Origin of the sequence: Brevundimonas sp. VNH65 (assembly GCF_049445955.1) — a bacterium.
In the GTDB taxonomy this organism is placed as follows: domain Bacteria; phylum Pseudomonadota; class Alphaproteobacteria; order Caulobacterales; family Caulobacteraceae; genus Brevundimonas.
Genome location: NZ_JBMSDX010000009.1, coordinates 122,014 through 142,947, shown reverse-complemented (window position 1 = coordinate 142,947; position 20,934 = coordinate 122,014). Strand labels below are relative to the sequence as shown.

At 66.2% G+C, this 20,934-nt stretch carries 20 protein-coding genes; 16 read left to right on the top strand and 4 right to left on the bottom strand.

From position 1 onward, the window contains the following. The first annotated feature begins 6 nt into the window (after nucleotides 1-6). The 16 genes from ACO2Q1_RS14095 to lpxB all read left to right on the top strand — a co-directional run bounded on the left by ACO2Q1_RS14095 (nucleotide 7) and on the right by lpxB (nucleotide 16,372). The gene (locus ACO2Q1_RS14095; RefSeq protein WP_423330109.1) at nucleotides 7-1,323 is read left to right on the top strand and encodes a dicarboxylate/amino acid:cation symporter; all 1,317 of its coding nucleotides are present in this window, start codon (nucleotides 7-9) and stop codon (nucleotides 1,321-1,323) included. A gap of 205 nt (nucleotides 1,324-1,528) precedes the next feature. Further along, the gene (gene rpsB / locus ACO2Q1_RS14090) at nucleotides 1,529-2,380 is read left to right on the top strand and encodes a 30S ribosomal protein S2 (RefSeq protein ID WP_423330108.1); all 852 of its coding nucleotides are present in this window, start codon (nucleotides 1,529-1,531) and stop codon (nucleotides 2,378-2,380) included. A 103-nt stretch (nucleotides 2,381-2,483) separates the two neighbouring features. Continuing rightward, on the top strand, nucleotides 2,484-3,425 hold the full coding sequence (gene tsf, locus ACO2Q1_RS14085) for a translation elongation factor Ts (protein ID WP_423330107.1): 942 nt from the start codon (nucleotides 2,484-2,486) through the stop codon (nucleotides 3,423-3,425). 143 nt (nucleotides 3,426-3,568) lie between these two features. Next, complete coding sequence (pyrH, locus tag ACO2Q1_RS14080; RefSeq protein WP_423330106.1) at nucleotides 3,569-4,303, top strand: UMP kinase; 735 nt, start codon at nucleotides 3,569-3,571, stop codon at nucleotides 4,301-4,303. 23 nt (nucleotides 4,304-4,326) lie between these two features. Further along, nucleotides 4,327-4,884, top strand: coding sequence for a ribosome recycling factor (frr, locus tag ACO2Q1_RS14075; protein ID WP_423330105.1), 558 nt, complete (start codon nucleotides 4,327-4,329; stop codon nucleotides 4,882-4,884). Nucleotides 4,885-4,962: 78 nt separating this feature from the next. After that, nucleotides 4,963-5,694, top strand: a complete 732-nt coding sequence (gene uppS / locus ACO2Q1_RS14070) for a polyprenyl diphosphate synthase (protein WP_423330104.1) — start codon at nucleotides 4,963-4,965, stop codon at nucleotides 5,692-5,694. Continuing rightward, nucleotides 5,694-6,512 (top strand): phosphatidate cytidylyltransferase, encoded by an 819-nt coding sequence (locus tag ACO2Q1_RS14065; RefSeq protein WP_423330103.1) that lies wholly within the window; start codon nucleotides 5,694-5,696, stop codon nucleotides 6,510-6,512. Before uppS ends, ACO2Q1_RS14065 begins: the two co-directional genes overlap by 1 nt. After that, on the top strand, nucleotides 6,509-7,717 hold the full coding sequence (gene dxr / locus ACO2Q1_RS14060) for a 1-deoxy-D-xylulose-5-phosphate reductoisomerase (protein ID WP_423330102.1): 1,209 nt from the start codon (nucleotides 6,509-6,511) through the stop codon (nucleotides 7,715-7,717). The genes ACO2Q1_RS14065 and dxr overlap by 4 nt, the downstream gene beginning before the upstream one ends. 23 nt (nucleotides 7,718-7,740) lie before the next feature. Continuing rightward, on the top strand, nucleotides 7,741-8,958 hold the full coding sequence (locus ACO2Q1_RS14055) for a M50 family metallopeptidase (RefSeq protein WP_423330101.1): 1,218 nt from the start codon (nucleotides 7,741-7,743) through the stop codon (nucleotides 8,956-8,958). A gap of 35 nt (nucleotides 8,959-8,993) precedes the next feature. Beyond that, the gene (bamA, locus tag ACO2Q1_RS14050) at nucleotides 8,994-11,435 is read left to right on the top strand and encodes an outer membrane protein assembly factor BamA (RefSeq protein ID WP_423330100.1); all 2,442 of its coding nucleotides are present in this window, start codon (nucleotides 8,994-8,996) and stop codon (nucleotides 11,433-11,435) included. A 41-nt stretch (nucleotides 11,436-11,476) separates the two neighbouring features. Beyond that, entirely contained in the window at nucleotides 11,477-12,064 is a 588-nt protein-coding gene (locus ACO2Q1_RS14045; protein WP_423330099.1) for an OmpH family outer membrane protein, read from the top strand. Nucleotides 12,065-12,079: 15 nt separating this feature from the next. Next, nucleotides 12,080-13,090 (top strand): UDP-3-O-(3-hydroxymyristoyl)glucosamine N-acyltransferase, encoded by a 1,011-nt coding sequence (gene lpxD / locus ACO2Q1_RS14040; protein WP_423330098.1) that lies wholly within the window; start codon nucleotides 12,080-12,082, stop codon nucleotides 13,088-13,090. 22 nt (nucleotides 13,091-13,112) lie between these two features. After that, complete coding sequence (fabZ, locus tag ACO2Q1_RS14035) at nucleotides 13,113-13,583, top strand: 3-hydroxyacyl-ACP dehydratase FabZ (RefSeq protein WP_423330097.1); 471 nt, start codon at nucleotides 13,113-13,115, stop codon at nucleotides 13,581-13,583. Nucleotide 13,584: 1 nt separating this feature from the next. Continuing rightward, nucleotides 13,585-14,373, top strand: a complete 789-nt coding sequence (gene lpxA / locus ACO2Q1_RS14030; protein ID WP_423330096.1) for an acyl-ACP--UDP-N-acetylglucosamine O-acyltransferase — start codon at nucleotides 13,585-13,587, stop codon at nucleotides 14,371-14,373. Then, complete coding sequence (gene lpxI / locus ACO2Q1_RS14025) at nucleotides 14,370-15,203, top strand: UDP-2,3-diacylglucosamine diphosphatase (RefSeq protein WP_423330095.1); 834 nt, start codon at nucleotides 14,370-14,372, stop codon at nucleotides 15,201-15,203. The genes lpxA and lpxI overlap by 4 nt, the downstream gene beginning before the upstream one ends. Beyond that, on the top strand, nucleotides 15,200-16,372 hold the full coding sequence (gene lpxB / locus ACO2Q1_RS14020; protein WP_423330094.1) for a lipid-A-disaccharide synthase: 1,173 nt from the start codon (nucleotides 15,200-15,202) through the stop codon (nucleotides 16,370-16,372). The genes lpxI and lpxB overlap by 4 nt, the downstream gene beginning before the upstream one ends. Before the next feature lie 72 nt (nucleotides 16,373-16,444). Here lpxB and ACO2Q1_RS14015 read toward each other — a convergent pair whose 3' ends face one another. From ACO2Q1_RS14015 to kdsA, 4 genes are read right to left on the bottom strand one after another with little or no spacing between them, the layout of a single operon-like run. Next, nucleotides 16,445-17,542: a DUF3089 domain-containing protein gene (locus ACO2Q1_RS14015; RefSeq protein WP_423330093.1), complete on the bottom strand. Its 1,098-nt coding sequence runs from the start codon at nucleotides 17,540-17,542 to the stop codon at nucleotides 16,445-16,447. After that, nucleotides 17,539-18,555, bottom strand: coding sequence for an ADP-glyceromanno-heptose 6-epimerase (gene rfaD, locus ACO2Q1_RS14010; protein WP_423330092.1), 1,017 nt, complete (start codon nucleotides 18,553-18,555; stop codon nucleotides 17,539-17,541). Before rfaD ends, ACO2Q1_RS14015 begins: the two co-directional genes overlap by 4 nt. Continuing rightward, complete coding sequence (gene rfaE2, locus ACO2Q1_RS14005; protein WP_423330091.1) at nucleotides 18,552-20,000, bottom strand: D-glycero-beta-D-manno-heptose 1-phosphate adenylyltransferase; 1,449 nt, start codon at nucleotides 19,998-20,000, stop codon at nucleotides 18,552-18,554. The genes rfaD and rfaE2 overlap by 4 nt, the downstream gene beginning before the upstream one ends. A 37-nt stretch (nucleotides 20,001-20,037) precedes the next feature. Continuing rightward, nucleotides 20,038-20,904 (bottom strand): 3-deoxy-8-phosphooctulonate synthase, encoded by an 867-nt coding sequence (gene kdsA, locus ACO2Q1_RS14000; protein WP_423330131.1) that lies wholly within the window; start codon nucleotides 20,902-20,904, stop codon nucleotides 20,038-20,040. Nucleotides 20,905-20,934: the final 30 nt, after the last annotated feature.

The following is a 20,934-nucleotide window of genomic DNA, read 5'->3' as shown; positions in this document are numbered from 1 at the left end:
GGACGAATGACCGAGACCAAACCCGGCAAACTGCCGCTTCACTGGCTGATGCTGATCGGCTTCGTCGTCGGCCTGGCCGGCGGATTGGCCGTCAACCTGGCGCTGGGCGCCGAGACGCCGTGGGTGGTCTGGCTAACGTCCAACGTGACAGGGCCCATTGGTCAGATCTTCCTGCGATTGCTGTTCATGATGGTGATTCCGCTGCTGTTCTCGGCCCTCGTGGTCGGGGTGGCGGAGATGGGGGATCTCAAGAGCCTTGGCCGGGCCGGGGGGCGGACGCTGATCCTGACGATCGTGGTGTCCAGCATCGCCGTTTTGATCGGCCTCGGCATGGTCAATCTGTTCAGGCCGGGGGACGGCGTCGATCCGGTGCTGGCGGCGCAGTTGCTGGAGCAGGGCAAGGCGGGTGCTGCCGGGATCGTCGACAAGGCGCCGGAGGGCGTTCAGCTGGGCCAGTTCTTCCTCGAGCTGGTGCCGTCCAACTTCTTCACCGCCGCATCGGACAATCAGATCCTGCCGGTGATGATCTTCGCCCTGTTCTTCGGCATCGGGCTGGTCATGGCCCGGAGCCCCGCCACCGATCACCTGCAGAAGGGGATCGAGGGGGTTTTCGAGGTGTCGATGAAGCTCATCAACCTCTTCATCCGGCTGGCGCCGATCGCCATCGCCTGTCTGATGTTCAATCTTGCGGCCCTGTTCGGCTGGGACCTGCTGGTCCGTCTGGCGGCCTTCGTCGGGGTCGCCGTCGGCGCCATGGCGATCCACATGTTCGTGGTCTATCCGGCCGTGATCTGGATCGGCGGCGGCATGTCGCCGATCGCCTTTTTCCGCGGCGTGCGGGAGCCGATGGTGGTGGCCTTCTCCACCGCCTCGTCGAACGCCGCTCTGCCGGTGTCGCTGAGGGCCGCCGAAGAGAAACTGAATCTCCCGCGCAAGATCGCGCGCTTCGTCCTGACCGTCGGCGCGACCGCCAACCAGAACGGAACGGCTCTGTTTGAAGGGGTGACGGTGTTGTTTCTGGCGCAGTTCTTCCAGATCGAACTCAGCCTGACGCAGCAGATCATCGTCATGCTGGTCTGCATCCTCGGTGGAATCGGGACGGCGGGCGTGCCGGCTGGCTCCCTGCCGGTGGTCGCCATGATCCTGGTCATGGTCGGCGTGCCGCCCGAGGGCATCGGCCTGATCCTGGGCGTCGATCGCTTCCTCGACATGTGCCGGACCACGCTCAATGTGACCGGAGACCTGGTTCTGGCGACCGTCGTGTCGCGTGGGGAAACCGACGAAGGCCTTCCGGACGAAGTGGAGGTCCCGTCGCCGTCCTGATCGGGGACGATCGACGGATCGAACCGGCCGCGTCGGCGTCACGCTGGCGCGGCTTGCCTTTTGTGGCGGTTGGGACTATCTCCGCGCCACTTCACACGCAGGCGTGGTTCGTTTCGGGGAGACATCCCGGCTCGGACCGTTCCGAGGGATCGTCCGATCCTTTCACCGTCTGCGGAGGATTGATCGGAAGAAAGGACCTGATCCCATGGCTCTGCCAGAAGTCTCCATGCGTTCGCTGCTCGAGAGCGGCGCCCACTTCGGCCACCAGACGCACCGCTGGAACCCGAAGATGGACAAGTACATCTTCGGCTCGCGCTCCAACATCCACATCATCGACCTGTCGCAGACGCTGCCGCTGCTGCATCAGGCCCTGGTCGCCGTTCGTGACGTCGCCGCCAAGGGCGGTCGCGTGCTGTTCGTCGGGACCAAGCGCCAGGCCTCGGAGCCGGTCGCGGAAGCCGCCAAGCGCTGCGCCCAGTACTATATGAACAACCGCTGGCTCGGCGGCACCCTGACCAACTGGCGCACCGTCTCGGGTTCGATCCAGCGTCTGCGCGAACTGGAAACCATCGTCGACGCCGGCGGCGAAGGCCGCAACAAGAAGGAACTGCTGACGCTCGAGCGCGAGAAGGACAAGCTCGAACTGTCGCTGGGCGGCATCAAGGACATGGGTTCGATTCCGGACATCATGTTCGTGATCGACACCAACAAGGAAGCGATCGCGATCCAGGAAGCCCGCAAGCTGAACATCCCCGTCATCGCCATCCTGGACACCAACTCCGATCCGGACGGCATCACCTATCCGGTGCCGGGCAACGACGACGCGGCCCGCGCCATCCAGACCTACTGCGACCTGATCGCCGACGCCGTTCTGGACGGTCTGGCCGCCGGCGCTTCGGCCTCGGGCGTTGATCTGGGCGCCTCGGAAGCCCCGGTCGAGCCGATGCTGGCCGAAGCTTCGGCTCCGGTCGCGGCTGACGCTGCGCCGGAAGGCGCCGAGGGCGCCGCCGAAGAACTGCTGGCCGCTTCGGGCGAGACCGAAGACGCCAACGCCTGACCGGTTGCGGTCCGGCGCATACCGGACCGCCCGTCAAACTGACATGCGGCCGGGCTAGATCAGCCCGGCCGTTCCCGCATTACGAAGACCCAGGAGCTATACAATGGCCGAGATCACCGCCGCCCTCGTCATGGAACTGCGCGCCAAGTCCGGCGTCGGCATGATGGACTGCAAGAAGGCGCTGCAGGAAACCGACGGCGACATCAACGCCGCCATCGACTGGCTGCGCGCCAAGGGCCTGTCCAAGGCCGCCAAGAAGGCCGACCGCGTCGCCGCTGAAGGTCTGGTCGCTGTCGCCGCCCGTCCCGAAGGCAAGGGCGAGGTCGCCTCGGCCATCGAGTTCAACGCCGAAACCGACTTCGTCGCCCGCAACGAACTGTTCCAGAACGCCGCCAAGGCCTTCGCCCTTCAGGGTCTGGACCACGACAGCCTGGAAGCCCTGCACGGCGCCAAGCTGGAATCCGGCGCGACCGTTCAGGACGAGGTCACCCAGCTGATCGCCACGGTCGGCGAGAACATGCAGCTGCGCCGCGCCGCCCGCCTGTCAGTGTCGGAAGGCGTCGTCTCGACCTACGTCCACAATGCGGTGTCGCCGGGTGTCGGTCGCATCGGCGTGCTGGTGGCCCTTGAAGGCGAAGGCGACCAGGCCGCCCTGCGCGAACTGGGCCGCAAGATCGCCATGCACGTCGCCGCCACCGCCCCGCTGTCGCTGAACACCGACGACCTGGACCCGGCCGCCATCGAGAAGGAACGCGAAGTCCTGACCGAGAAGGCCAAGGAAGAAGGTCGCCCGGAAAACATGATCGCCAAGATCGTGGACGGCCAGATCGCCAAGTTCCAGAAGGACGTGGTCCTGACCAAGCAGCCGTTCGTCATGAACCCGGACGTGACCATCGAACAGCTGGTCGCGAACACCGCCAAGGAGCTGGGCTCGTCGAACCTGCACCTCGCCGGCTTCGTGCGCCTGGCCCTGGGCGAAGGCGTCGAGAAGGTCGAGGGGCCGGACTTCGCTTCGGAAGTCGCCTCGATGATGGGCGGTCAATAAGACCGAAATGATCATCTCCTCTCCGGCGCAGCGCGGCGGGGAGGAGAAATCAATGAAGGGCGCGTTCGGCTTTGATGGTCGGCGCGCCCTTCGTCTATAAGAGGCGGCCCGATTCAGCGGCGCCGCATCAGATGGATTGCCCAATGACCGACGCCGCCGCCCGTCCCCGCTTCAAGAAAGTCCTGCTCAAGGTCTCGGGCGAGGTCCTGATGGGCGACCAGGGCTATGGCATCGACATGAAGACGGTCGACAATGTCGCCGCAGCCATCGCGGACGTGGCCAAGAGCGGCACCCAGATCTGTCTGGTGATCGGCGGCGGCAACATCTTCCGCGGCCTGTCGACCGCCGCGGCCGGGATGGAGCGGGCCAGCGCCGACTATATGGGCATGCTGGCCACGGTCATGAACGCCCTGGCGATGCAGAACGCACTGGAGAAGCTGGGCGTCTACACCCGGGTGCAGAGCGCCATCCCCATGGCCGCGATCGCCGAGCCCTACATCCGCCGCCGCGCCGTCCGGCACCTGGAGAAGGGAAGGGTGGTGATTTTCGCCGCCGGGACGGGCAACCCCTATTTCACGACCGACACCGCCGCCGCCCTGCGGGCCGCCGAGATGGGCTGCGACGCCCTGCTGAAGGGCACCAGCGTGGACGGCGTCTATTCCGCCGATCCGAAAAAGGACAAGTCGGCCACCCGCTATGACCAACTGACCTATCAGGACGTACTGAGCCGGAACCTGAAGGTCATGGACGCCGCCGCGATCGCCCTGATGCGCGAGAGCGGCATTCCCATCGTCGTGTTCTCGATCCGGGAAGAAGGCTCCCTGCGCCGCGTGCTGAACGGCGAGGGGACCTTCACCGTTATCAACGACGCCGCCTGACATAAGACCGCCGGAGAAACGCCATGGCCAAGCCAGATCTGAAATCCTATCGCGATCGCATGGATCGTTCGGTCGCGACGCTGAAGGAAGAATACTCGGGACTGAGGACGGGACGCGCCCACGCCGGCATTCTGGAGCCGGTTCGGGTCGAGGCCTATGGCTCCGCCTCGCCCCTGACGGCCGTCGCCGCCGTCAGCGTGCCCGAGCCGCGCCTGCTGTCGGTCAACGTCTGGGACAAGTCGATGGTCGTCGCCGTCGAAAAGGCGATCCGCGCCGCAGACCTGGGTCTGAACCCGATCGTCGACGGGCAGACCCTGCGCATCCCGGTTCCGCCGCTGACCGAGGAACGCCGGAAGGATCTGGTCAAACTGGCCGGGAAATACGCTGAACAGCAGAAGATCGCCGTGCGCAACGTGCGCCGGGACGCCAACGACGACCTGAAGAAGGCCGAAAAGGCGGGCGACATCAGCCAGGACGAACAGAAAAAGATGGAGACCGAGGTCCAGAAGGACACCGATGCGGCGATCAAGCGTATCGACGAGGCCTTGAAGACCAAGGAAGTTGAGATCATGCAGGTCTGAGGCGACAGACCGGCCGGAAACCAGTGAATTGACCCCACACGTCGCCATCCGCCGCCCGTCGCACGAGGACGCCCAGTCATGAGCGCCACGGCGGACCCGCGTCACGTCGCCATCATCATGGACGGCAACGGTCGTTGGGCGAAGGCTCGCGGCCTGCCTCGCGTCATGGGTCATCGCGAGGGGGTCAAGGCGCTTAAGCGCACGGTCGAAGCCGCGCCGCGTTTCGGGATCGAGTGCCTGACCGTCTTCGGCTTTTCGACCGAGAACTGGTCGCGTCCGGCCGCAGAAGTGTCGGAGCTGATGGGGCTGGTCCGGAACTATCTGTCCAGCGATCTGGACCGGATGGAGCGGGAGGGCGTGCGGCTGCGGGTGTTGGGGCGCCGCGAGGGCCTGCCCGAGGACGTCAAGGCGATCATCACGCGCGCCGAGGCCCGGACCGCGCATAATCGCCAGTTTCTCCTGCAGGTGGCCTTCAACTATGGAGGTCGCGCAGACATCGTGGCGGCCGCTCGCCGCTATGCCGAAAAGCTGGCTTCTGGAGATGTGACGGCTCAGCTTGACGAGGCCGAGTTCGCCCAGGGCCTGTCTTCGGCCGGGGCGCCGGATGTCGACCTGATCATTCGGACATCCGGCGAGCAGCGACTGTCGAACTTTCTGCTGTGGGAAGCCGCCTATGCCGAGTTCGTGTTCCAGGACACGCTTTGGCCCGACTATGGAGAGGCCGCGCTCGGCGAGGCTGTGGACACCTTCCGCCGCAGAGAACGTCGCTTCGGCGGCGTCGAGGCCCGTGATGTGATGGCGGCCGGCTGATGGCGTTGAATCCGCGCGACATCGGCCTGCGCGCGGCGTCGGCCCTGGTCCTGGCGCCGGCGGCGGTCGCGGCCGTCTGGGCCGGCGGCGTCTGGTACCTGGGTTTCGTGATCGTCGGCGCGGCCCTGCTGGCCGTCGAATGGGCGCGAATGAGCGCGCACGGCGCCTGGCGCGCCATGGCGGCGATCATCATCATCGCCGTGACCGCCGCTCTGGTGGCGACAGATCTCGGGCGCCTGCCTATCGCGCTGGGCATCCTGGTTCTGGGGGCCGCCATCGGGGGCCTCGCCGCGCGACTGCGGGGGCTTCAGGCGCTCAACACAGCTTACGGCGTTCTGTATCTCGGATGGCCGGCGGTGCTGCTGGTGTGGCTGCGCGACGGACACAGCGCGGTGGGACTTCACTGGACGGCCTTCGTCTTCGCCGTGGCCTGGGCGGCGGACATTCTGGCCTATCTGGTCGGCAGTCTGGTGGGCGGGCCGAAGCTTTGGCCGCGCTTTTCGCCGAACAAGACCTGGTCGGGCTTTATCGGCGGCATGGGCGCAGGCGCGATGGCCGGGGCGGCCATCACGGCCGGTTTCGACATGGGTATGCTGACGGTGTTCTGGGGCGCGGTGCTGGGTCTGGCCGGCGCCCTGGCGACGATGGCGGGCGATCTGTGGGAGTCTGCGCTGAAGCGACGCTTCGGGGTGAAGGACGCCGGCGCCCTGATTCCGGGACACGGCGGCCTGCTCGACCGTGTCGACGGCCTGATGTTCGCCGTGGTCGTCGTGGCGGCCGGACGGTTGATCGTGCTCTGGCTAGAGGGCGCGATTTGACCGCGGCCGCGCTGCGCCGTCGTGTGACGGTTCTGGGTTCCACCGGTTCGGTCGGGCGCTCGACTCTGGAGCTGATGGCCGAGGCCGAAGCCGCGGGCAGCGGCAGGTTTCAGGTCGTCGCCTTGACCGGCGGCGGCAATGTCGCGCGATTGATCGAACAGGCGCGGCGCTGGCGCCCCGAGGTCGCCGTCATCGCCGACGATCGGCGTTTCGCCGAATTGCGTGACGGTCTGGCGGGCACCGGGATCGCCGTGGCCGCCGGCGACGATGCCGTGGTCGAGGCGGCGCAGCGCCCCGCCGACTTCCTGCTGGCCGCCATCGTGGGCGCCGCCGGCCTCCGCTCGACCTGGGCCGCAGCGGGCACAGGCGTGGTTCTGGGTCTGGCCAACAAGGAAAGCCTGGTCTGCTGTGGACCCCAGCTTTTGGCGCGAGTTCGCCAGTCCGGCGGGCGGCTGATCCCGGTGGATTCCGAACACTCCGCGATCTTTCAGGTCTTTCCCGCCGATGCGCCGGCCAGCGTATCGCGGCTGGTGCTGACGGCGTCAGGCGGGCCTTTCCGAGCGCTGTCCCGCGAACAGATGGCGGCGATCACGCCGGAACAGGCTGTGGCCCACCCGAACTGGAGCATGGGCGCGAAAATCTCTGTCGACAGCGCCACCATGGCGAACAAGGGGCTGGAGACGATCGAGGCCGCCTATCTGTTCGACACGCCCGGCGACAGGATCGACGTGGTGGTTCATCCCGAGTCGATCATTCACAGCCTGGTCGAGTACATAGACGGCTCGACCCTGGCCCAGCTCGGACCGCCGGACATGAAGACGCCGATCGCCTGCGCCCTGGCCTGGCCCGATCGGATGGCCTGGCCGGCGCCCCGGCTCGATCTGGCGGCGTTGGGGCGGCTGACCTTCGAACAGCCGGACCTGGAGCGGTTTCCGGCGCTGGCCCTGGCCCGACAATCGCTGGCGCAGGGCGGGTGGGCGCCGACGGTTTTCAACGCCGCCAATGAGGTGGCGGCGCTTGCCTTCCTTGACCGCCGGCTGAGCTTTCTCAATATTGCCGCAGTCGTCGCCGAAACCCTTGAGCGGGCGGCGAACAAGGGGTTCGGGTCCGGTTCGGGCGACGCCTGCGAGACGGCCCTGGCTGTTGATCGCGGGGCGCGAGGACTGGCCGGATCCGTCATCGCCGACCTGGCTGTCGCCGCCTAGGCGAAACGGAGCGTCACCCCTTCATGCTGAACCTCCTTGGCCAGATCCTGACCTACATCGTACCCTTTCTGCTGGTGCTGACCCTCGTCGTCACCGTGCACGAACTCGGGCACTACTGGGTCGCGCGCGCCTTCGGCGTAAAGATCGACCGGTTCGCCATCGGGTTTGGCCGCGCCCTGTTCCAACGGACGGATAAGCGGGGAGTTGAGTGGCGCATCGGCTGGATGCCGCTGGGCGGCTATGTGAAATTTTCCGGAGATCTGGATGCGTCCAGTGTTCCGGATCAGGCCGGGCTGGATGAACTCAAGGCCCGGATCGCGTCCGAGCAGGGGGCCCATGCCCTGACGGACTACTATCATTTCAAGCCTGTCTGGCAGCGAATGCTGATCGTGGCCGGCGGCCCGTTCGCCAACTTCGTGTTGGCGATCGTCATCTTCACGGCGATCTTCACCCTGCTGGGCGATCAGATCGCGCCGCCGCGGGTGGCCGAAGTTCCCTCGGGCACCCCGGGAGCCGCCGCCGGTTTTCGGCCCAATGACCTGATCGTCGAGGTGAACGGGCGACCCGCGCGCAGCGCCCAGGACGTGATCCGCGTCGTCTCCCTGAGTTCCAACACGCCGGTGATCTTCACGGTCGAGCGTAACGGCCAGCCCCTGACCCTGACCGCCGTTCCTGAGCGAACGGCCACGGAGGATGCGATTTCGGGACGTGTCGCGGTCGGCCGTATCGGCCTGCCCCTGGTGACGCGCCGGGACGAGGTTCGGTTCATCCGGTACAATCCCGTCGAGGCCGTCGGCGCCGCCGGTCGCCAGACGGCCACCGTTCTGGAGACGACCCTAAGCTATATCGGCCGCATCTTTTCCGGCCGGGAATCCGGCGCCCTGCTGAACGGCCCCCTCGGCATCGCCAAGGCGGCCGGGGGCATCACCAGCCAGGCCACCGAAGGCGAGGCCCCGGCGTCCCTGAAGGCCATCAATCTCGCGCTGATGCTGTTCCAGTTCGCCGCCATACTTTCGATCGGAATCGGCTTCATCAACCTGATGCCCATTCCGGTTCTGGATGGCGGGCACCTGGTTTTCTACGCCTATGAGGCTGTGGCGCGAAAACCCGTGGCGGCCGTCGTTCAGGAAGCCGGATACCGGGTCGGTCTTGCTTTGCTGGCCTGTTTGATGTTGTTCGCGACGTGGAACGACCTGCAAAAGCTGAACCTGTTCAAATTCCTCGGCGGGCTCGTCTCGTGAGCCGACGCCAGCCCCCGATGGTTTCCTTGATGACGATGATCCGACCGACCGCTTCCCCTTCCTCGACCGGTCGCCATGGCGCCATTCTGACCGCGCCGGTCTGCAGCGCGCTGGCCCTGATCGTGGCGGCTGGGCTGGGCGGAACGGCCGCGGCCCAGACCACGCCGGCGCCCAGCATCGCGCCCGGCCAGATCGCGCCTAGCGCCGCCGCGGCGCAGAGCGCCCGGGACGAAAGCGGGGTGGTCAACCGCATCCTGGTTCGTGGAAACCAGCGGATCGACCAGACGACGGTCCTGTCCTATCTGCCGATCCAGCCTGGCGACACGGTGGACGCCGCCCTGCTGGATGTCGCGCTGCGCACCCTGACCCGCACGCAGTTGTTCGCCGACGTTCAACTGGGCCTGCAGCCCAACGGCGACCTGGTCATCACGATCGTCGAAAACCCGATCATCAACCAAGTGGTGTTCGAGGGGAACAGCGCGCTCAGCCTCAAGAAGCTGACGGACGAAATCACCCTGGCGCCGCGCGGCATCTATACGCGCGCCAAGGTGCAGGAAGACGTCGGCAAGATCATCGAACTGTATCGGCTTTCCGGCCGCATCTCAGCGACGGTGACGCCTAAACTGGTCCAGCTGGAGCAGAACCGCGTCGACGTCGTGTTCGAGATCGACGAAGGCCCCGCCACCGGGCTGGATGCGATCACCTTCCTGGGCAACCGGGCGTTCGCGGATTCGGACCTGCGCGAAGTCATGGTGACGAAGCAGAGCCAGTGGTGGCGCCTGTTCAGTTCCAATGACAACTACGATCCGAACCGGCTGGACTACGACCAGCAGCAGCTGCGGAAGTTCTACACCAACCGCGGCTACTACGATTTCCGCATCATCTCGGCCGTCGCGGAGCTGAAGCCGGACGACAGCGCGTTCGGTCTGACGATGACGGTCGACGAGGGCGATCGCTACAACTTCGGCGAGATCAAGGTCGTCACCGAGAACAGCCGCTTGAACCCCGAGTTCCTGCAGATGCTGATCCCGATCCGGTCGGGCCAGCTGTACGAAAGCGACAAGATCGAGAGCTCGGTCGAGGCCCTGACCTTCGCGGCGGGATCCGCAGGCTATGCCTTCGTCGATATCCGGCCCACCTACAAGGCGAACCCGGAAACGGACACCGTCGACGTCACCTTCAACGTCAGCGAGGGCCAGCGGGTCTACATCGAGCGCATCAATGTGGTCGGCAACACCCGGACGGTGGATCCGGTCATCCGCCGCGAACTGGCGCTGACCGAAGGCGACGCCTTCAACCGGGCGCTGCTGGAGCGGTCCCGGAATTATCTTCGCGCGCTCGGGTTCTTCAAGGATGTGACGGTCGAGGAGACCCGGGGCACGGCTCCCGATCGGTCGATCGTGAACGTCACCGTGACCGAACAGCCCACCGGCGAACTCTCGGTCGGCGCCGGTTTCAGCTCGGTGGACGCCTTCGTCGTCAACCTGGGCATCACGGAACGCAACTTCCGTGGACGCGGCCAGAACGTCGTGGCTCGCGCCGAATGGGGTTCGCTGCGCCAGAACATCGACTTCCGCTTCACCGAACCGAAGTTCCTGGGACGGGACGTCGGCGCCGGTTTCGACCTGTTTCACTCGCGTTTCGACTTCCAGGAAGAATCCTCGTTCGACTACCGTTCGACGGGCGCGGGCGTTCGCCTGTCGTATCCGATCAACGGCTACACCCGCCTGAGCGCCCGATACTTCATCAAGGATGACGAGATCATCGTGCCGGTCGGCTATTGTTCGACCGGCGGCTCGGGTTCGCGCGCGCTGTGCGAACAGGTCGGTGCATCGCTCAATTCGTCGGTCGGCTATACCCTGGCGATCGATCGGCGGAACGACCCGATCCGCGCGACCCGAGGCTGGACCGGGTCGCTGCGTCAGGACTTCGCGGGCGTCGGCGGCGACGTGAACTACGTCAAGACGGAAGCCGAGGCGGCTGTCTACTATGGCATCTCGCCCCAATGGATCGTCAGCCTCCAGGGCTCGGTCGGCTATGTCACCGGCTGGCAGGGCGACGCGGTGCGGATCAATGACCGCTTCTTCAAGGGCGGGAACAGTTTCCGCGGCTTCGAAACCGCCGGCATGGGACCGCGCGATCTGCTGACGACTGACGCCCTGGGCGGCAACTTCTACGCTGTGGGCACGGTGGAGCTGACCCTGCCCAACTTCCTGCCCGAAGAGTACGGCATCAAGTCTTCGCTGTTCGCTGATTTCGGCACCCTTGGGGTGCTGGACAACCGTTACACCCTGACGTCCACGGGCGTGACCGATCCCAATATCGTCGACGACATGTCGCTGCGGGCGGCCGCCGGCGTCAGCATCCACTGGCGCTCGCCAATGGGGCCGATCCGGTTCGATCTGTCGAAGGTTCTCTCCAGCGAGGACTACGACAAGACCGAGACCTTCCGTTTCTCGACGTCCACCCAGTTCTAGAACGCATAACCGGGCCCCTGTGGGCCGAATGAAGGCCAGTCATGAAATCGCTTCTTCTCGGCGTCGCTGCGGCGACGCTTCTGATCGCTCCCGCCGCCTCGGCCCAGAACACGCCGGCCATCACGCACGGCCAGCCGATCCCCGGCCTGTGCGTGATCTTCAACCAGCAGGTTCTGGCGCAGTCCGCCGCCGGTCAGGCGGTCGCCGCCCGCATGCAGCAACTCGCGACCGAGGTCGAAGGTGAGCTGCAACCCTACGCCACGACCATCCAGAGCGAAGCCCAGGCCCTTCAGGCCGGAGCCTCCACCATCCCGGCGGACCAGCTCCAGCAGCGTCGCACGGCGCTGCAGCAGCGCGCGCAGGAAGCCCAGCAGCTGGAGCAGACCCGTACGAACGAGCTGCGTTACACCCTGGCGCGCCAGCGGGAAGCGATCGCCGCCGCCGTCGAACCGATCATGGTCGCCGTCTATCAGGAGCGCGGCTGCAGCGTCCTGCTGGAGCGCGAGAACGCCTACATCGTCAATCCTGCCATGGATGTCACCGCCACGGTGATCGAGCGCCTTAACACCCAACTGCCGACGCTGACCTTCAACCGCATGGCGGTGCCGGTCCAGCAGCAGGGCCAGTAGGGCAGGGCCGGGCGGATGGCCGGACCGGACGCCCGGTTCTTTGAAACCCTTGCGCCTCTGACGGCGGCCGAGTTGGCCGATGTCGTGGGCGCGGAGCTTCTGCGCGGCGGGGATCTCATGATCGCCGCCGTCGCGCCGTTGGGCTCGGCAGGCCCAGAGGCCGTGGCCTTTCTGGGAGACCGGAAGTTCGTTGCGGCTCTCGCGGCCACGCGGGCAGGGGCCGTCATAGTGCCCGCATGGGCTGTCGAATCTGCGCCTGACGACGCCGCGGTGCTGGTCTCCCCCGAGCCCCAGGCGGCCTGGGCCCGTGCCTCAGCCCGGTTGCACAAGGCGCGCGTGATCGATCAGACCGAAGCCCCGGGCGACGCCGGCGAAGACGGATCTGTCGTGTTGGAGCCCGGCGTGGTGCTCGGGCGCGGCGTCCGCATCGGCAGCGGGACTCGCATCGGGGCCAATACCGTGATCGGCCCCGGGGTTCAGATCGGCCGGGACTGTCGCATCGGAGCGAACGCCAGCATCGCCTTCACCCTGATCGGAGATCGCGTGTCGATCTATGCCGGCGCCCGGATCGGGGAGGCGGGGTTCGGCGCGGCCGTATCGCGCCAGGGGCCTGTCGACGTGCCCCAACTGGGCCGCGTCGTCCTGCAGGACGGCGTCACCGTCGGCGCCAACAGCTGTATCGACCGCGGCGCCTATGACGACACCGTCATCGGCGAGAACACCAAGATCGATAATCTGGTGATGATCGGCCACAACTGCGTCATCGGCCGCAACAATCTGATGGCCGCGCACACCGGGATTTCGGGCAGTGTGACGACCGGCGACAATGTCATGTTCGGCGGACAGGCCGGCGTCGGGGATCATCTGAAGATCGGCGAAGGCGCCCGGATCGCCGGCGGCGCCGGGGTGCTGGCCGACGTTCCGGCGGGCGAGACCTGGTCCGGCTATCCCGCCAAGCCGATCCGCCAGTCCTTGCGCGAAGCGGTCTGGCTCGCCAAACAGGCGACAGGAAAGACGCGCTCATAAGCGTCGCGAACGGATCAGTCCCATGAGCGAACCCGCCGAAGATCGGATCGACTACGCCGAGGTCATGCGGCGCCTGCCGCACCGCTATCCTTTTCTCCTGGTCGACAAGGCCGAGGACTATGTGCCCTCGACCTCGATCACCGGGATCAAGAACGTCACGCACAACGAGCCGTTTTTTCCGGGCCATTTTCCGATCGATCCGGTGATGCCGGGCGTGCTGATCGTCGAGGCCATGGCCCAGACCGGCGCCCTGCTGATGTCCAAGAGCCTGGATGTGGCGGTTGAGGGCAAGGTGATCATGTTCATGTCGATCGACGGCGTGCGTTTCCGCCGGCCCGCGCGCCCCGGCGATCAGTTGAAGATGAAGGTGGTGGTGACGCGGGCGCGTGGCGACATCTTCAAGTTCCGCGGCGAGACCTTCATCGACGACAAGCTGGCGGCCGAGGCGGACTTCGCCGCCATGGTTGTCACCGTCGAACAGCCGGCCGCCTGACATGGCGGTCGTTCACCCTTCGGCGATCATCGACGCCACGGCTGAACTGGCGGACGACGTGGTGGTCGGGCCGTGGTGTACGGTGGGTCCCGGTGTCGTTCTGGGCGAGGGCGTGCTTCTCGTCAGCCATGTGGTGATCCAGCAGGACACCTCCATCGGCGCTCGGACCGCCGTTCATCCGTTCGCCGTCATCGGCGGCGATCCGCAGCACAACGGCTATCGCGGCGAGCCCGTCCGTCTGGAAATCGGCTCCGACAACGTCATCCGTGAGCACTGCACCTTCAATCGGGGCACCCCCCAGGGGACCGGCCTGACGCGGGTGGGCGCGAACAACCTGTTCATGACCGGGGCCCACGTCGGTCATGACGCCGTTGTCGGCGATCATGTGGTCATGGCCAACAACGCCACCCTGGGCGGCCACGCCCATGTCGGCGACCGCGTCTTCCTGGGCGGGCTATGCGCGGTGCATCAAAACGGGCGCGTGGGGCAGGGGGCGATCGTTGGAGGCCTGGCCGCCGTCACGCGTGACGTGATCCCCTATGGCTCGGCCTGGGGCAATCATGCGCGACTGCACGGGCTGAACCTGATCGGTCTCAAGCGGAAGGGTTATGGCAAGGACGCCATTCGTCGACTTCTGAACGCCTATCGCGACCTGTTCGAGGGGGCGGGGGTGTTTTCCGAACGACTGGATGCGGTGTCTCAGGCCTATTCCGACCTGCCGGAAATCGTCGAGATCTGCGACTTCATCCGCGCGGACGGGAAGCGGCCGCTCTGTCTGCCCGGCGAATGACCGCGCCCCGGCTGGCTCTGATCGCGGGCGGCGGCGACCTTCCCGTCGCCGTGGCCGAACGCTGCGAACTTGAGGGCAGGGGCCTCTACGTCATCCGTCTGGAGGGGTTCGCCGATCCCAGACTGGCGAAATGGCCCGGCGCCGATTTCGGCATGGCGCGTATCGGCGGCATCCTCAAGGCGATGAGAGCGGCCGATTGCGGCGCGGTCTGCCTCGCCGGCAATGTCAGTCGCCCTGATTTCAAGACGTTATCGCCTGATCTTAAAGGCGCGACGCTTTTGCCGGGCATCATCAAGGCGGCCACCCAGGGGGACGACGCGCTGCTGCGGAAAATTCTCGCGGTCTTCGAGGATGAAGGATTTCAGGTCGAGGGGGCGGACGACATTCTGGGCGGCGAAACCCTGGCCGCCGGCGCGCTTGGCCGCCTGGCGCCGTCGTCAGATCAAATCAACGATCTCAGAAAATCACTCTATGTCGCCGAAAAGTCTGGCGAACTTGACGTCGGGCAAGGAGCCGTCGTCTGCGCCGGGCTCGTGCTGGCGGTCGAGGCCCAGGAGGGCACGGACGCCATGTTGCGCCGGGTCGCGGAACTGCCAGTCGCCTTGAGAGGCGATCATGCAAATCGCCGCGGCGCCCTGGGAAAGGCGCCGAAGCCCATTCAGGATCTCCGCGTGGACATGCCGGTGATCGGCGCACGCACGGTCGAACTTGCGGCCGAGGCCGGACTGGCCGGGATCGGCGGTCGCGCCGGGCGACTGATCCTGATCGATCGTCCGGCGATTGTCGCCGCCGCCGATCGCCTGGGCCTTTTCGTCTGGGGCGAACCATGACGGATCGGCGGCTGACGATCATGCTTGTGGCGGCCGAGGCGTCCGGCGACGCCTTGGGCGCAGGCCTGGCCAAGGCGCTGCGGGCGCGTCTCGGCGACGGCGTGACCTTCGTCGGCGTCGGCGGTCCCCGCATGGCGGAGCAGGGGATCGAGAGTCCCTTCGATATCGCCGACCTTTCCATCCTGGGGTGGCTTGAAGGGCTGAAGGCCTATGGACTGGTCAAACGACGCGTCGCGGACACTGTGGCATTGGCCAAAAGGCGCCGGCCGGACGCGGTCATCCTGATCGACAGTTGGGGCTTCACCATCCGGGTCGCCAAGGCGCTGCGGACGGCCTTGCCACAGACCAAGCTCATCAAATACGTGGGGCCGCAGGTCTGGGCGTCCAGGCCTGGCCGCGCCAGGACGCTGGCGTCGACCGTGGACCATCTGCTGGCGCTCTACGCCTTCGACGCACCGTGGTTTGAAAGAGAAGGCCTGCCGACGACGGTCGTTGGGTCTCAGGCTCTGCACACAGACATGTCCCGCGCCGACCCGGACAGCTTCCGGCGAGCCCGGGGAATCGCGCCGGACGCCGAGCTGTTGCTTGTGCTGCCGGGTAGTCGGCCTTCAGAAATTCGTCTGATGACGCCGATATATGAAACGGCGATTCACAGGCTGAAGGCGAGACGTCCGAGCCTGGAGGTGGCGGTCGTGTTGGCCGGAACGGTGGCGGACGATGTCGCGGCTCGCATCGCGGCCTGGCCGTTCCGGACGCACGCCGTGGTTGAGGCGGACAAATACGCCGCCATGCGCGCCGCGACCGTGGCGCTGGCCACGAGCGGCACGGTCTCGACCGAGCTGGCGATCGCGGGCGCGCCCATGGTGATCGCCTACAGGTTCCAGCCGCTCAGCTACGCGATCATGCGGCCGTTCTTCACCGGCAAATACGCGACATTGTTCAATCACGCGGCCGACGCCGAGATCGCGCGTGAGCTGATCCAGGCCGACGCCAAGGCCGAGAATGTCGAACGTGAGGTGTTGCGGCTGCTGGACGACGTGGCTGGACGTCAGGAGCAGGTTCGGCGTCAGACAGACGCGCTGGCCTTGATGGGACGCGGAGCAGACGATCCCTCCGACTTGGCGGCCGAGGCTGTTCTCAAGGTTCTGGACGCCCCAAGCCAAACCTGATGGCTATAAATTTCGCATAATATATCTTAGGCGAGAACGACCGACGCTTCTAGGCTGTGGCAAGTCACCTCGTCAGCGCCCCTCCCATCCCGCCAGCCGCGCCAGGGCGTCGGCCTGGATATCCGCGAAGAACAGGTTGTAAGGACGCGTCATTCTCCGTTCTGCCCAGCTGCCGGCATTGGAGAACGACTCGGTCGCCGGATCCGAATGCCGTAACAGGCCCGCCCGACACTGCGCCGAAGCCAGCCGGTCAAGAACCGCCGGCCGAACCCCCCATTCCAACCCTGTGGCGTTGGCGCCGCCGAGATGACGGCGCGGCTCTGTGCGAGTGTCATCGGCCCCACCGCTGACGGGATTGACGCATAACGGCTGACGGCCGTTCAAATCCTCCAGACGGTCGCGCGCATTCCAGACCAGGGCGCGCCGCAGACGACGCATGGCCGCGCCGTCATCGCCCTCGCCGACCTGAGACCATCCGACGACACAGCCCGACTGTTGGCGTGTCGCACATGGCGGCGTCTGTGCCGGCAGGTTGTCGACGGCCACGACAGCGTCCAGCAGATAGACCGCCACCAGTCGGCGTCGCAGCGCCGGATCGGTCGCCACACGGTCGCGGACAAGGCGGTCAAGCAATTCCGCCCCCTGCTCGACGCCGGCAAGAATGATGGGACCCTCCGGGTGTGCGGCGATCCAATGGTCGAAGGCCGCCTCGGCATCGCCATAGGCGAAGGCGCGAGCATCGCGGGCGTCCCGTCGAAGGGTCAGCCGCGTATACAGGCTGGCCTGACGATAGAAGGGCGCGCTGATCGATCCGGCGGCGGCGAAAGGACCGGCGTAGTTGGGCAGCACCACACGCCGGAGGTAGGCCTCCGCCTCTGGATCGTCGAACGGTCCATTCCAGGCCTTGGCCTTGTCGAATGTGGTCGAGTGCAGAAAGAACACCGCCGCCGAGCCTGCATCCTGGCGCCGGACATCCCACATCGCCCAAGCCTCGGGTCGCCGATAATCCGGCGCCGCCGGCGGCTGATAGATCTGGAATGGAGTCTTCGGATCCATCGCCCAGATGCGAATGTCGCTACGCCAGACGATCAGCGCCGCACACACCAGAAACACGAGAGCGAAACCGCACCAGCCGATCCACTGGCGGAACGTCAGGCGCGCCGATGTCATCGATAGGGATCCGGAAGATTCAGGTAGTCCTGAACATAGCGGCGGACCCCCTCCTCCAGCGGCGTCGCCTGGCCCGGGTAGCCGGCCGCGCGCAGCCGCTCCATTCGCGCCTCGGTGAAATACTGATAACGATCCCGGATCGACTCCGGCGTGTCGACGTAGGTTATGCTCGGCGTCTGACCGGCTGCCGCGAAGACGGCGGCCGCCAGGTCCTTGAACGACCGCGCCTGGCCCGTGCCGGCGTTGTAGATGCCGCTCACGTCCGGCGCATCCAGCAGCCATGCGATGATGTCGACGACATCCGCGACATAGACGAAGTCGCGGAGTTGGCCGCCGTCCTCATATTCCGGCCGGTGCGATCGGAACAGGGTCACCGTCTCGCCCGCCGACACCTTGGGCCAGATGTGGGCGATGACCGACTTCATCGAACCCTTGTGGCCCTCGTTCGGCCCATAGACGTTGAAGAACTTCAGCCCGGCCCACTGCGGCGGGCGATGGCCGCGATCGGCCTCGCGGACAGCGTACTGATCAAACAGCAGCTTCGAATAGCCGTACGCGTTCAGGGGCCGCAAAGCCGCCAGACCCTCGACGCTGTCGTCGTCGGCGAAGCCCAGGTCGCCGTCCCCGTAGGTCGCCGCGGAAGAGGCGTAGATGAGCCGAATCCCCTGCCCCGCGCACCAATCCCAGAGATCGCGCGACAGGCTGAAGTTTGTGCGCAGGATGAGGTCGGCGTCCAGTTCAGTCGTCGCCGATATGGCGCCCATGTGGACCACGGCTTCGATGCGCGCCTTGTGCCGATCCAGCCGATCGAACAACTCTTCCGGGAGCCAGAAATCCGCGACGGCGTGCTTGGCCAGATTCTTCCACTTGGCCTCGTCGGCATGACCCAGCCGATCGCAGACGACGATGTCATAGCGGTTGTCGTCCGACAGGCGGGCGACGATGTTGGAACCGATGAAGCCGGCGCCGCCGGTGACGACGATGATGCGTCGCGTCGGGGCCGCCGCAGTCATTGTGCGCCTCCCGTCATCTTCGCGATGGTGCGGGTGGTGGAGAAGCCGTCGGTGAAGGTGGCCAGCCTGACTTCGCCGCCCCAGCTCTCGACCAGATCGCCGCCGACGACGCCCTCTCGGGTATAGTCCGCCCCCTTGACCAGAACATCTGGCCGCAGTCTTTCGATCAGAGCGAGCGGGGTGGGATCATCGAAGGAGGTCACACGATCCACGCTGGCCAAGCCGCCGATCACCGCAGCCCGGCTGTCCAGGTCGTTCACGGGACGCCCCTCCCCCTTCAATCTCCTGACCGAGGCGTCGGTGTTCAAGGCGACCACCAGACGATCACACCAGCTCCGCGCCTGGTTCAGATACGCCACATGACCCCGATGCAGGATGTCGAAACAGCCGTTGGTGAAGCCGACTCGCAGGCCCTGCGCCCGCCAGCCCTCGACGACCTCGGCCAGTTCGTCGATCGGCGACACCTTGGCGGACGCCGCGCCGGCGTGCTGGCGCATTTCGGCTTCGATCAATTCCTGCGGCGTGACGACGGCGGTCCCGGATTTGCCGACGACCACCCCCGACGCCAATATGGCGAACAACACGGCGTCCTGCAGCGAACGGCCCGCCGCCATCGCCAGCCCCAATGCGGCCAGGCAGGTGTCGCCGGCGCCCGACACGTCATAGACTTCGCGAGCCCGGCCCGGGAAATGCTGAACCGGAGCCCCGCGGATGGCCAGGCTCATGCCCTTGCCGGCGCGGGTGACGACAATCGCCTTGGCGGTCGTGGTTTCGAGCGCCCGCTCTAGCGCAGCCTCGATCTCTGAGTCTGTCGCCGTCGGCAGGCCGGTTGCCGCCGCTAGTTCCGAGGCGTTGGGCTTTATCAGGTCAACCGCCCCGTAGCGCGCAAAGTCCCGGCCCTTGGGATCGACCACCACAGCGACGCCGGATTTCAGGGCCTGTTCGATCACCCCGTCGTCGACGACACCCTTTGCGTAGTCTGACAGAAGTATCACTGATACTTCTGAAAAGATGTCGGTAATTACGTACTTCTGTGCGCCTGAAGCGTCGTCGTCCTGGCGCAGCAACTGCTGGCCGGAAGCGACGAAACGGGTCTTCACCGTCGTGGTGTCGGTGGGCGATCGTTGCAGGTGATCCTCGAGGCCCGCCGTGGACGCGACGATCTCGGTCAAGGTCGCGCCTGCGGGGTCTTCACCGATCACGGCCCCGAGCCTGGCCGCGCCGCCCAAGGCCGCGACGTTCCGGGCCACATTGCCCACGCCGCCCGGCATCATGACCGTACGGGTCGTGCGCAGCACCGGTATCGGCGCCTCCGGCGAAACCCGGGTCACCTCACCATAGACGTAGCGGTCCAGCATGATGTCGCCGACACAGGCGACAGTTCGCCCTGCGGCGTCGTCGAGCAGACGTTGCAACTCACCCAGATTCAGCGCGGGATCGGCCATGATCTTCGGCCTATCGGATTCAGCGTCGCGACGAAAGTCAGAGGCTGACGTGACGCCGGGACTTGGTCAGGTCGTCGTAGGCCAGAAGCTCGGCAGCGAGAGCTTCGAACTGGGCCATCGGCACCATGTTGGGCCCGTCCGACGGCGCGTGATCGGGGTCGGGATGGGTTTCGATGAAAACGGCGTCAACGCCGACCGCGACGGCCGCCCGCGCCAGAACCGGGACAAACTCCCGCTGGCCGCCCGACGACGTCCCCAGCCCGCCCGGCTGCTGGACGCTGTGGGTCGCATCGAACACGACCGGGCAGCCGATGTCCCGCAAGACCGGCAGGGCCCGCATGTCGCTGACCAGGGTGTTGTAGCCGAAGCTGGCGCCGCGCTCGCAGGCCATGACGTTCGGATTGCCGGCGCCCGTGACCTTGGCGACGACGTTCTTCATGTCCCAGGGCGCGAGAAACTGGCCCTTCTTAATATTGATCGCCTTGCCCGTCGCGGCGGCGGCCAGCAGCAGGTCGGTCTGGCGGCAGAGGAACGCCGGAATCTGCAGCACGTCGACCACTTCCCCGACCGGCGCGCATTGGGCCTCCGAGTGAACATCAGTGAGGGTGGGCAGTCCGAGCGTCTCGCGGATTTCCGCGAAGATCGGCATGGCGTCCTTGAGCCCGATGCCCCTGGCTGCGCCGGCGCTGGTGCGATTGGCCTTGTCGAAACTGGTCTTGTAGATGATGCCGACGTTCAACCGCTGGCCGATTTCCTTCAGCGCCTGGGCCGTCTCCAGGGCATGCTGACGGCTCTCCATCTGACACGGGCCTGCGATGAAGGCGATCCGGCGACCGCCGCCGATGACGACCGGCGCGCCTTGACCGGCGGAAAGAGAGATGACGGCGTTGGGTGCGCTCACGATCGGACCTTGTGTTGGCGATTCGGACGAGAG